The organism is Chitinophaga sp. (assembly GCF_017745275.1).
Classification (GTDB): domain Bacteria; phylum Bacteroidota; class Bacteroidia; order Chitinophagales; family Chitinophagaceae; genus Chitinophaga.
In genome coordinates this window covers 386,016-398,974 of sequence record NZ_JAGHZS010000001.1, presented here as the reverse complement: position 1 = coordinate 398,974, position 12,959 = coordinate 386,016, and the positions used below count along the sequence as shown (strand labels likewise).

7 protein-coding genes are annotated in these 12,959 nt (G+C 47.1%); all 7 read left to right on the top strand.

All coding sequences use genetic code 11. From position 1 onward, the window contains the following. Window positions 1-56: 56 nt before the first annotated feature. The 7 genes from J7623_RS01590 to J7623_RS01560 are packed head-to-tail and all read left to right on the top strand — an operon-like array spanning window position 57 to window position 12,940. The gene (locus J7623_RS01590; protein WP_291916446.1) at window positions 57-3,500 is read left to right on the top strand and encodes a TonB-dependent receptor; all 3,444 of its coding nucleotides are present in this window, start codon (window positions 57-59) and stop codon (window positions 3,498-3,500) included. 17 nt (window positions 3,501-3,517) lie between these two features. Further along, on the top strand, window positions 3,518-5,218 hold the full coding sequence (locus J7623_RS01585) for a hypothetical protein (RefSeq protein WP_291916444.1): 1,701 nt from the start codon (window positions 3,518-3,520) through the stop codon (window positions 5,216-5,218). A gap of 8 nt (window positions 5,219-5,226) precedes the next feature. Beyond that, a complete protein-coding gene (locus J7623_RS01580; RefSeq protein ID WP_291916442.1) occupies window positions 5,227-6,405 on the top strand; it encodes a hypothetical protein in 1,179 nt (392 codons plus the stop codon). 18 nt (window positions 6,406-6,423) lie between these two features. Then, window positions 6,424-7,503 (top strand): fasciclin domain-containing protein, encoded by a 1,080-nt coding sequence (locus tag J7623_RS01575; RefSeq protein WP_291916439.1) that lies wholly within the window; start codon window positions 6,424-6,426, stop codon window positions 7,501-7,503. An 11-nt stretch (window positions 7,504-7,514) separates the two neighbouring features. Next, window positions 7,515-8,699, top strand: a complete 1,185-nt coding sequence (locus J7623_RS01570) for a fasciclin domain-containing protein (RefSeq protein ID WP_291916437.1) — start codon at window positions 7,515-7,517, stop codon at window positions 8,697-8,699. Between the two features lie 18 nt (window positions 8,700-8,717). After that, a complete protein-coding gene (locus J7623_RS01565; RefSeq protein ID WP_291916435.1) occupies window positions 8,718-9,695 on the top strand; it encodes a fasciclin domain-containing protein in 978 nt (325 codons plus the stop codon). 5 nt (window positions 9,696-9,700) lie between these two features. Continuing rightward, the gene (locus J7623_RS01560) at window positions 9,701-12,940 is read left to right on the top strand and encodes a carboxypeptidase regulatory-like domain-containing protein (RefSeq protein ID WP_291916433.1); all 3,240 of its coding nucleotides are present in this window, start codon (window positions 9,701-9,703) and stop codon (window positions 12,938-12,940) included. Window positions 12,941-12,959: the final 19 nt, after the last annotated feature.

Genomic DNA, 12,959 nt, shown 5'->3' with positions numbered 1-12,959 from the left:
CCACGGCTAACGGCTGATCATTGCCCAAACTCAGGCTAAAGCAAATTATCAAACGAATGAAGCAAAAAATTTTACACGGATGTATGTGGATCCTGCTGTTGATGACGCTCCCGGCAATGGGGCAGGTCAACGTGCTACAGCAGAAGATCAACATCAGTTTCAGGAATGAGGGCATCACCAAATGTTTCTCCCTGTTGCAACAGAAAGGGGGCGTGACCTTCTTCTATAATCCCGCCGATGTCAAGGTGCTGGATAAAAAATACAATGCAGACCTGAATAATAAAACCGTAGCAGAGGTGCTGGGGTATCTGCTGTTGAACACTGGCCTGGAATATGAGGCGGTCGATGGCAAAAAGGTAGTGATCCGCAAAATCATTATAAAAGAATCCACTGCTCCCCGCAAAAGAACGATCAGCGGGATGATTACAGATGCGGCAAAAGGTTCGCCGGTGGCGCATGCAGAGATCATGTCGCAGAGCACCGGGCAGGTGGTTGCAGCAGATGAATCCGGCCGTTTTTTCATCGATGTGAAAGATACCAGTGATGTGCTGGTAGTATATTATGTAGGGTATGCCACCAAAATGGTAAAGGCCGGAAGTCTGCCTGTATTATTGGTATTGTTGAAAGCCGACAGTAAAACCTTAGCCGGTGTTACGGTAGATGCCCGCAGAAAGGCGAACACAGAGGTGATGCTGTTGAACGATCGTAAAAATTCTGCTATGATCTCCGACGGGATCTCTGCACAGAACATCGAGAAAACGGCGAGTATCACTACTACCCAGGCGTTGCAACGCGTGTCTGGTGTAACGGTAACAGACGACAAGTATGTAGCCATCCGCGGCCTGGGCGACCGTAGCGTGATTGGTCAGCTGAATGGTATCCGCCTGGCTTCTTCAGATCCGGATAGAAGCGCTATCCCGCTGGACCTGGTGCCTGCCGGCCTGTTAGACAACATTACTATTTATAAAACCACTACCTCCGATAAACCGGCGGATGCTGCTGCTGGCATCGTGGAGCTGAAAACCAAGTCGGTGCCGGAACATCAGACGCTGAGCATCACGATACAATCCGGCATCAACTCCCGCACGGGCAACTATGTGAATAGCTTCTACAACAGCGATATGGGGTTTCTCGGGGGAAAAGTGAAAGGCAAAGGATTATCGAACGACTTCCAGCAGCTATCCGCGCAGTATCCGAATGGGCTGGGTGATATCCAACGCCAGATTGCCGGCAGCCGCAATGACCCGGCCATGCTGGCAGAAGCCAATCGTATCAACAAAGTGATGCATGGCTTTGATCCCGTACTAACCACTAAATATAAAAAGGCGCCGCTGAACCAGATTTACTCCATTACCTACGGTAACAGCTACACGGTATTTAAGAAACACCAGGTCGGATTAATTGCCGGCGCCAACTATTACAGCCGCACCAACGATATCTATGATGGATCGCTGACCCAGTATAGTGTATACCAGGGCGTGTTAACAGGTAACAGCGCATTGTACAGTCCCCGCGTGATTCCTAACTATATTACCCCGAATAATATTAACCTGGGGAAGTACTTAAACTATAAGGAAAACACCGGAACACAAACACTCAACTATGGATTTTTGGGTGGACTCACTTATCGCTTCAGCCCGCAACATGAAATCAGTATGCAGTACCTGGGCAGCCGTGGTGCGGAAACCAGGGCCAGCAACCTGCATGGCGCCTATGAGTACACAGGCTTACCCGGTAAGGTATACAACCTCATTTATTCCCTGCGTCAAAGCTATCGTACGCTCAACACGTTCAATCTACAGGGGGAGCATAAGTTTGGAAAGAATGAATATGCGCCGAAGCTGAGTTACAACATGGCTACTTCTTCTTCCACGCAGGATGATCCGGATTATCGTTTTGTGAACCTGGCCGATTATCGCATCAATGGCGGAAGTACTTATGTTCCACCGGTAACAACTCCCGGCGAGGTGCCGCCAATAAGTGCTACGCCCAGTTTATATTCTCTGGTATCCGGTTATGTAAACGGCTATGGCCCGTATGGTATCATCCAGGCCGATCCGAATGGCCGTCGTTTCCGTCATCTGAAAGAAGATAACTACAACTATAAAGCGGATATCACGCTGCCTTTTAAAGCCCTGAACAAAAAGCAGGACTTCAAAACAGGGGTGAACTATCTCCATAGAAGAAGAAGTTTTGGCGAGAATGTACTCTATCTCCCGGGATCCAACTATGGTACGGGTGGTGCTTTGCCCTTATACGAGGTAAATGGTAACCTGGATCAGCTGGTAGGATATGATCGTATTGGTATCCGTCCGCCTTCGGCGTATAACGAAGAAGGCGCACCACGTACTGGTGGTTTTCTATATAACATCCAGAAATCTCCCAACAACTATAAAGGCTACTACGAAACACGTGCTTTCTATGGTATGCTGGACCTGCACCTTACTGAGCAGCTACGCTTCACCGGTGGGGTACGTTTCGAAATGACAGATATACAGGCGGCGGTAGATACGTCCAATGTATTCCTGGATCCTTCTATTACCGCTAAAGATGCCAGTGGTAATAAAGTGAACCTGGTGTACACGGAGCCGAACTCCATCTACAAAACAGATTACGAGCCTTACTATTCTGCTAACCTGACCTATACACTGCATAAGAACATGAACTTCCGCCTTGGCTACAACACTACGCTGGCAAGGCCCGAGCTGCGGGAGCTGACGAATGTATTCGACTTTGATCCTTTCCAGTTTGCATTGGTAGTAGGTAATCCAAAGTTGAAGAACCAGCAGACAACGAACTACGACTTCCGCTGGGAATGGTTCCCTCGCCCGGGAGAAGTAATTTCTGCATCCGTTTTTTATAAAGAAATCAATAACCAGTTAACGAAGGTATTCAAGCAGAATTCCGGCGGACTGGAAGCACGCTTCCCCGAGTTCCCGGCCATTGAATTCCAGAATGATCCTAACAAGGGTAAGGTATACGGGATAGAACTGGAGATAGTAAAGAATCTGAGCATCCTGACAGCTGCCATGAAAAACTTTTCATTGGGATCTAACCTGTTGCTGGCACAAAGTGAAATTAAGAAAACGAAAGAGCGACTGGAATCCTCCCGCGCCATTGATCGTCGTGCGCCGGCCAACAGCCCGCTGTTTGAGCAGGCTCCCTATTCTGTGAATGTATTCCTGAACTATAACGACAGCAAAACCGGTACAGACATCACCACCACTTTCAACATGGTAGGAGAGCGGTTGATACAGGTAAACCTGGATGGCACGCCGGATCTCTATTCCAGACCTAACCCGGTATTGGATATCGTGTTTTCCCAGCAACTGCTGAAGCGTTTGCAGTTAAAAGGTTTTGCTAAAAATATCCTGGATCGTCCGGTGGAAGAAGTATATGCCAACCCGGGTACTGGTGGAAATTTTTATGGAAAGAAATATGTACGCAGAAGCTTTTACCGCGGAACAGAATTTATGCTGGGATTGACTTTCAACCTGTAAAAATTTGAATGATGAAAATGAGAACTACTTATATACTGACGGTGGCGGCATTGATGCTAAGTGCCTGCAGCAAGAAACTGGATTACGCTTACGATAACAGGATGGTACAGCAGCCCATCACCCCTTCTGCTATTCGCCTGGTGAACCTGGCCGGAGCTACAGAATTGTCGGTGCGTGGTGAACAACTGACCAGCTATCAACTGCCGGATTATGAAGGGTACTATGGTGAAAGCAATACCAAGGGTACGTTCTGGTTTCCGGAAAATGGCCGCTTAGGTTCTACCTATACTATTCCTCGGGCATTTGTAATAAATGGTTGGGTAGATAGTGTTATGCTCAGCAGCTTATCAATCCGGAATTATGCGCCAAATCCACGACCACTCCGGATGAAAGATGATGATGCCAATCCGAAGGACTACTATTTTGTGCGTTTTCGCCCCAATCCGGCGGGTTTAATGGACTCTTTGTTTGAAGTGCCAAGGGGTATCTCACCAGCAGCAGATCCGGCCGGATTTAAGCTCCGTTTGCTGAATCTCAGCGCTACCATTACAGGTAGTATTCCGCCGGGAATTTACCGTACCGGTCCTATGTCCGTTACACTGGCAGATGGTACTACCGTACCAGGACTGAGCAACATTGCACCTGGTCAGTATTCCGACTATGTAGAATTACCTTATGGTACTTATCAGTTCCGGGTATTGGATAATAAGGGTAATCAGGTACAGGGAGCTAACAGCCTGCTGAACGTGATCAATCCGCTTACCGGTACGTTGATGGATATACAGGGTGTTCCTGGTATCGGCAACTGGAAAGATACGTGGTTAAATTATGCGCCTGTTAAAACGTTTCAACCCGGAGGAATTTATACGATTGTAGTAGCCAGTACTTATGATGCCGGTATTCCCAACGGTAACCCTACCGGGGAAACCTATAAGTCAGAAAACAACACCTTCCGTATTATTGCGGATATAGCCGAGCCGGTAAACCTTACCTATGCCCGGTTACAGGGAGTGAATGTAGTAGCCGGTAAAAAAATTACCTGGCAGGTAGATGGACAACCGCTGGGCGAGGCCCTCGCTTTCGCTAAACAAACCAGCTATGTACATTATATAACGGGTAAGCATATAGTAAAAGCTTTGGGAGATGATGGTAAAGTGGTGGCGGAAAGTAACATCGATCTGCAGCCCGCTGATAACCTCACGGCCTGGTTGTATCCCCGTAAAGATGGCAGTGCCGCTATTTCCTTTGTCGCTAATAATCTCAGTGGCAGGTATTACAACGGCAATGCTACCGACAATGGTAGCTGGAGTGCCATGAAAGATATTTTCCCTTTCTGGATTCGTTGCATGAATTTCTGTCCTGACCTGGATGAAGTAACATTTACACAAAACGATGGGCAGCCCTTACCTGGCTTATATGCAGCTTCACAGCATATCTTCCTGGGTAAGCCAGTGATGGATGTGCCATATGTAATGATGCCGGTCAATTTCCCGCAAAGAGTACTGGCTTATGCTTCTGCCCCCGGTGTTACTCCCGGCGACTGGATAACAAACATTACACCGTTGAAGAGCCGTGATTTTATTGCCCGTCCAGAACTGTACAAAACGCCATCACTGCCACAGAGTGAGCCAGGTATTTATACCGTGGCGCTGGTAGGAAGTACAGCTGTCAATGCAACTGAAAAAGCCCGGATGATTATTGTGAAACATAATAATTGAGTTGTTTTATGAACTATAAATATTTTCTACTGCCACTGTTGGTGATAGCGCTGTTTGTCAGCAGCTGCCGCAAAACAGATTATGCAGCCGTGAATAGCCCTGCATATCTGCGGGTATTCAATTGCCTGGAATTTATCCCTACACTTAACAATAAGGATGTGCCACAACCTTTCCTGGTCTTCCTGATAGATCCTGTGACGGACGATTACGGTGTACCGGTGAGCGCCGCTACCACCGGCGATTTCCTGAAACGGCGCGCCGACTGGGCCCGTCCTTATCCCGATGCTGCCAGCAATGTGCTCTGGCAGGATGAATATCCGGGCACCAGGAGAGTATTGGCTGCGCCGGTAGTGAATGGCTATGATTTGTCCAGCTGGGCGCAGGTGCCTTCGGGAAAACATCGTATCATATTCCGTACCAGGCCACTGAATGATGTTCCTTACTTCGAACTCGACAAAGCAGAAAGAGGGATTACGCTGATTGATACGACCATTAATCTTACTGCAGGAGAAGTATATACCATGCATGCACTGACAGAAGAATATGCAAGTCAGCGGCCCATGATGTACCTGCGCAATGAAACGTTTCCTAAGCAACCATTTGCTGATTCAATGGTATACGTGAACTTCTATAATCTCAGTGCGGCTAACTTTTATGCCCTGTCGCTGAATGTGGCACCGAATATAGATCTTTCCAATACCAAACTGAGAGATACCATGAATGTGTATTACTCGCTCAGTAAGCGGAACAATAGCATCATCACTGCACTTCCCGGATACCGGGGAATACCAATGGGGCCCATCATTCAATCCCTGGAACCCAAAGTGGCGCCTTACTATAGCTTCCCGCTATTCCCGGATAGCAGCAGCAATAAAATCTTTACCGGCAATATGTGCCAGATGTTTGGATTCTACGGTCCGGGCTATACTCCGGATAATCTGACCTTTCCTGGTTTCCTGCCGGTGGGGGCTTACTCCGCGGTGATCATTGGCGACTATGGTGAATCCGCACTTGGTTTTTATTCTCCATTCAAAGTAAAATGTGATTTGCGTACCGGCCTGGTGGTCAGCATTCATTCCGGTACTACCAATCCCCGGTCGTTTGCTACGGTAAATACTGTGGAGTATATCAACAGACATTTCTATATCACCACTATCCAGCGCAAGTATGCGCCACCTGTTTATTAACGTCTTTATTACTTTAATATGTTGAATACTGTTATCATAAAAAAGTTCACGGCCGGATTATTGTTGCTGGCGCTCATGGGGGGGTGCCGGAAAGACAATCTCCTTCCGCCAGTTGACAGGACTACTTCACCGCGCACGATGGGCGCTTTCATTGAAAATAACTACGACCTGAGTATCCTGGCCGCCATGCTGAAAAAAACAAACATGATGGATACCTTGAATCAGGGAGGCCCATTCACGCTTTTCGCACCCGATAATAGTGCTTTCAATAGCATGGGAATTAGATTGGAAGATGTGGCAAAAATGGAGGTAGATAGCTTACGTTTTATGCTCCGCTATCACCTGATACGTAATCGCTATTTTACCACCACCTTCCCGCAACAATTGGATAACCGCTATATGACACTGGCCGGGGAAGAAATATATGTATCTACTCTCATCAACGCAAAACCGGGGCCTGATGATGATGTGTTTGTGAATGGTGCATTGATCTATAAAGAAAGCCGGCGTAATACGCCACTGGCAAATGGGGTGATGCATATCCTTTCCAAACCGCTGAAGGTTACCCGTGGTACGGTACAGGATTACATCGCCGGAGATACCAGCCTCACCTTATTTGCTGCGGCGATGAAGCAATTCAATTTGTGGGGCGGACTCAAAACCAACAAGCCCCTTACCATATTCGCACCTGCCAACACTGCTTTCGCCAAATATGGTATCACAGCGGAAAAAATCGCTGCTATGAATCCGGATAATTATAAAGCGATTGTCTTTTCCATTTATGCCATTGAAATGAGGAAGTTAAGGATTTTCTCTCCGGATGGATACATTTTGAATGGTACTACTGTGATATCAGACAACGCCATCAAAGTAGGCGACTATGCTATTGCACCGGACTATTCTTACTATCCGACTATCGGAGAAAATGCCACCATTACCCTTACTAAGTGGAAGTCGGCCGCCTGGATGCCTAATGAAGATGGCGCCTATATGTTGAAATATTACAACGGCCTCGCCAACGCCGATCACCTGGCCAGCAATGGTATTGTACACGTGGTAGATGACCTGTTCCTGAACCCGGATTTAATGAAGCGATAAAAATGAAAATAATGACATCAAGAATATCTTTACTCTTATTGCTACTCCTGTCTTTTGCCGCTTGTAAAAAACAGGATATTGAACCGGAACCGGTAGGGGAAGCGATACCTTACAAACCTGGTCCGGATAAAACCTGGCAGCAACAACTGGCAGCATCGCCGTATACCCGTTTTCGTGAGGCATGGCAACGTGCCGGTATGGATGAAACCGTGAAAAAAGGAGGCGCTGGTTTTTATACCTTACTGGTACCTGATGATAAAGCCTTTGATGAAGCCGGCTGGACATCAGATAAAATTAAAAATACGGATGCGGCTACACTAACCAGCCTGTTAACCTATTATGTGATGCCTGCCCGCCTGGTACCGGAAAGTATAGCCAGCGTAAACGGCAGTACGCCAACCGCTACGCTGTCATCCCGGGAGCTCACCGGCAGAGACGAGTGGTATGGCACTAAGTACACAGATTTTCTGTTCCCCGCAAAGTCGGGCGATAGCCTCATCATCAATGGTAATGCACTCGCCAAATGGGGGCAATACCTGGAAGGATCCAATGGTATCATCTACCCGATTGAACACCTGATTGCCCAACCACAGCAAACGATGTGGGAATACCTGCAAAGTCAGCCTCAGTTCAGTTTGTATGTGGATGCCATACGTATCAGTGATAGTCTTTACGCATCGGTATGGATGAATGAAAAATCTGCCTTCCTGAAGTCGTCGCCCACCTTTGCGCAGTTCACACTGTTTGCACCCACCAATGAGGCATTCATCAAAAATGGCTTTCATAACGCTGACGATATACTGCAATTCAACCTCCGTTCCTGGCCACTGCCGGATCCCGGTTATGATGACAACATGTTCTGGCAAACACCTTCTACTGCCATGGATTCTATCCTGAATGCATGCGGACCGGAAGTAGCCACTGCCAGCCAGCTGGATCTTAATTACCGGGTAGGGCCCGTATACTTCTCTAATGACCTCGTTAATAATGCATCCGGCCTCTCAGGTATCGTACTGCGTGCTGGCCAGCGCTACAATGAAGGACCGGTAATCATCCGCCTGTCTTTTATCAATAACAACGGCCAGCCGGGTATAAGAAGAATCAATACCAACTATCCTTATATCCCTTTAAAGCAAAAAAATACCCGGGTCATTAATGGCGTCGTTCATGAAGTAGATGATCTCTTTAAAAGATAATTTTTAAACGCAGACAAAATGAAAAAATTTACCTGCACAGGTTTGCTGTTGTTAATGCTGGCAGCCTGCACAAAGGATAAAGATAATGAGCCGGGCAACGCCGGATTAAACCGGTTAACCTACATCATCGATGATAATAAATTTAACTTTTCCGCTTTTAGTACTGCTTTAGGCCGCACCGGCTTCCGCAGTGTACTGACCGGAGAAGGTCCGTATACCGTAATGATACCGGATAACAACGCCTTTGCCAGGGCCGGATACGCTACTACACAACAAGTGCTGACGGAAAGCGGAGATGTGCTCAATAAGCTGGTAGCTTATCATATTGTTAATGGTACCTGGGAACTAAATAAACTGCCCTTTAAATTTAACCAGGAAATCAGTGCCATCACCGGCGCTAAAATGTTCGTTACCCATTGGGTAAAAGGAGCAGATACTATTCTGACCGTAAATGGTAGCCCGGTACTAGCTTATAACCTTCCTGCCAGCAACGGTATCATCCAGGTATTGAATACAGTGCTGCAGCCGTTGGTACAAGCGAACCTCTCCACCGCTATTGCATCAGATACCAGTCTTACTTTCTTGAATACGGCTTTGCAACGCACAGGTATGAAGGAAAGTATCGCCGGTAGTAGCGTGTATACCTTCTTTGCACCATCCAATAATGCTTTCCGTGCAGCAGGGTATCCTTCTGCCGACAGTGTGCTTCAGACAGATGTAAAGGTGTTGAAAGATCTATTGCAGTATCATTTCTTCCCCGGCAGGAAATTCATTTACGATTATATTCTCACCACAGGTAGTACTGATCAATCGCAGCAAGCCATGATGAACGGCAACAACGTGTTGATTACCCTTGAAAAAGAAGGAGTGAAATATACCGGTATCAACATCAAAGGCGCCAGTAATAAAATGGCGGCTAAAGTGGTGAAACAGAATTTCATGGCCGGCAACGGTGTACTGCATATCATAGACCAGGTATTAAAAGAAAACCAGTAATTGCGATGAATAAAATTTTATACATAGCTTATTTTTTTGCGTTCCTGCTCTGCCTGCGCTTCCCGGCAATGGCACAGGAAACAAATGGTACGCTCAGCGGGAAAATCACCGGTGATAAAAATGAACCACTTATCGGTGTAACCGTAGTAGCACTGCATGAGCCGTCCGGTACCAAATACGGCGTTGCCACCGGTACTGATGGCCGCTACTATTTACCCGGTTTGCGTATTGGTGGGCCTTACTCGGTAACTGTTACCATGATGGGCATGCAACCACAGAAAAGAGAACAATTGAATATCCGCCTCGGTGAACCGATGCAACTCAATTTTGTGCTGGCTGTAGCTGGTAAGGAATTATCGGCTATAACCGTGAAAGGCACAAAGAAAGGCGCTTCTGCCAATACCTTCGGAACAGGACAGAATATCAGTCGTACCCAGTTGGCCAACATGCCTACTATTTCCCGCAGCTTGCAGGACATGACCAAGATGGTACCACAAAGCTCCAGGGATAACTCTTTCGCCGGTACTAACTTCCGGTATAACAACGTTACCATCGATGGTGCTATTAATAACGATGCGATTGGTTTCAGTCCTTCTGCCGGCGGTATCACCGGTAGCTCCGGCATGCCCGGCTCCAGCACCCGTACCAACGCGGTATCACTGGATGCCATCGAAGACATGCAGGTATACCTCGCACCTTTCGATGTGAAGATTGGTAACTTTACCGGTGGTAGCGTCAACGCAGTTACCCGCAGTGGTACCAACACCGTTACCGGCTCCGTGTACGGCTTTGGCCGCAATGCTGCGCTTACCGGTAAAGGTCCTGCTGGCATTAAAATGAACAACGACTTTTACGATTACCAGGCAGGGGTGAGAGTAGGTTTCCCTATCATCAAAAATAAATTGTTCTTCTTCACCAACGAGGAAATCACTTCCCGCCAGGATCCTTCCCAGTTGCTCGTTGGCCAAAAAGAAACTGCACAGATCCTCAGCATCAAAGATGCAGACCAGATCCGTCAGTCTACATTGGATCGTTATGGTAACAGCTTTGATCCGGGTACAGCCGGCAACTACAGCGCTTATTCCCGCTCTCAGAAATTTTTCAATCGCCTCGACTGGAACATTAACGACAAGCACCAGCTGTCTGTGCGCAACAATACCATTTTATCCAAAGCGATGAACATGGACCGTGATCAGCAGGACTTCCGTTTCAGCAGCATGGCTTATCAACAAGTGAACAATCAAACTTCAACCGTGATGGAGCTGAAGTCGCGCTTCAACAACCGCTGGTCCAACAGCTTCATTGCCGGCTACAGCGTGGTACACGATAAACGTAATCCTGACTCCGATCCAACGCTGCCACAGGTACAGATTGCAGGCCGCACACCGGGAACTACTATCTACCTGGGTACAGATCGTGAAGCCAGTATCTTCGATATGAAACAACGTACTGTTGAAATTTCTGATAACCTCACCTGGCGCACAGGAAAGCATACCATGTTATTCGGTATGCACAATGAGCTGTATCGGATTAACTACGGATTTGTGAACGCCTGGAATGGCCGTGTGGACTACCTCAGCATCGAAGACTATCTCAACAACAACCCTTACCGCGTAAGAGGAAGTTATAACTATACCAACAACAGCCGCAATTATATCCTGGAAAATCCCGAAGCGAAGTTCAGTGTGAATATGCATAGCGTATACGCACAGGATGAAATACAGGTAACAGATAAGCTGAAGCTGATTCCTGGTTTGCGGGCAGATTATACCTGGTTGCCGGAGAAACCGGCGCTGAGCGACAAAACACAGAACGCTTATACTGATGGTTTCTTTGGTAACACTTATACCTATACACCGCTTAATCGCATTAACAATGGCTACCTCGGTAAAGTACAAGTGTCGCCACGACTCGGCTTCCGCTTCGATGTAAAAGGCGACCAAAGCCTGATCCTGCGCGGTGGGACCGGCTTGTTTACCGGTCGTATTCCATTTGCATGGATAGCCTATGCTTACTATAACAACGGTATTAACTACGGCTCTTTTGATCAGAAGGCAGATACAAAAGCATTTGCTCCCGGTAGCGATCCGCTGAAACCGAATCCTAACGGTATTGCGCAATTTATTGAACAGAATGGTGCGGTGATGAATAACCGTAATGCGGGTAAAACACAGGTAGATGTTTTAGACAACAACTTTGTGATGCCGCAGGTATGGCGCACCAGTGCAGGTGTGGATTATACCAGCCCTGCAGGGTTTAAGTATACCCTGGAAGCGATGTACACCAAATCATTGAAGGATGTATTGTTCCAGCAGGTGAATATCAAAGATGATCCTAAATATTATGCGTATGATAAAGATCATCAGCAACCTGTTTATAGTGGTACAGTAGATCCTCATTTCTCTAATGCCTACCTGTTAAGCAATACCAGCAAAGGTTACCGTTATAGTTTTACCGGCAGTGTAAACCGTACATTCCCTTCCGGTATACAGGCTTCCCTCGCTTACACGTATGGCGGTTCCAAAGATGTATCGAATGGTATCCGTAATTCCATGGAAAGTAACTGGCAGTTGAACCAGGCATTGAATCCCAACAATCCGGGGCTGGCCTGGTCTAACTTCGATGTGCGTCATCGTATAGTCGGTAACGTTACTTACCACAAAGCCTGGAGCAATAGCTGGGTAAGTACGCTGACCGTTTTTGCTACGGCTCAGAGTGGTAGTCCGTTTACCTATGGTATTGTAAATAACAGCATACAGGGATTACCACAACAGGTAAGCCTGCTGTATATTCCAAAGGTAGAAGAAGCGGTGAATTATTTCCAGGATAAGGGAGATGGAGCCGCAGCGCAGGCCGCGGCATTCAATGCCTATATCGATGGAGATAAATATCTCCGTTCCCGCCGCGGACAGTTTACAGAACGTAATGCGGGTCGTACTCCCTGGAACATACAGGCAGATCTGCACTTTGCACAGGAGTATCATTTTGGTGCAAAGCAATACATCACCTTCACCCTGGATATTGTGAACCTGACCAACCTGGTAAATAGTAACTGGGGGAAAGTATATTTTTCTCCCAATACGTTCAACTCTACAGCCAGTACAGGTTTAACGCCTGTGTTCCCGGCCAGGCAAAATCCGGGAGGTTATCCGGTATATACGTTTGAAAACCCGGGCAAGCCTTATTCTGTGGACTTCTTCAATTCCCGTGCGCAGATGCAACTGGGAATGCGGTATTCTTTTTAAGCTGACTAATACAACTAAT

Bases quoted from the DNA above. Each gene is read 5' to 3' on its own strand.
- J7623_RS01590 (WP_291916446.1), top strand. From the start codon at position 57: ATGAAGCAAAAAATTTTACACGGATGTATGTGGATCCTGCTGTTGATG.
- J7623_RS01585 (WP_291916444.1), top strand. From the start codon at position 3,518: ATGAGAACTACTTATATACTGACGGTGGCGGCATTGATGCTAAGTGCC.
- J7623_RS01580 (WP_291916442.1), top strand. From the start codon at position 5,227: ATGAACTATAAATATTTTCTACTGCCACTGTTGGTGATAGCGCTGTTT.
- J7623_RS01575 (WP_291916439.1), top strand. From the start codon at position 6,424: ATGTTGAATACTGTTATCATAAAAAAGTTCACGGCCGGATTATTGTTG.
- J7623_RS01570 (WP_291916437.1), top strand. From the start codon at position 7,515: ATGACATCAAGAATATCTTTACTCTTATTGCTACTCCTGTCTTTTGCC.
- J7623_RS01565 (WP_291916435.1), top strand. From the start codon at position 8,718: ATGAAAAAATTTACCTGCACAGGTTTGCTGTTGTTAATGCTGGCAGCC.
- J7623_RS01560 (WP_291916433.1), top strand. From the start codon at position 9,701: ATGAATAAAATTTTATACATAGCTTATTTTTTTGCGTTCCTGCTCTGC.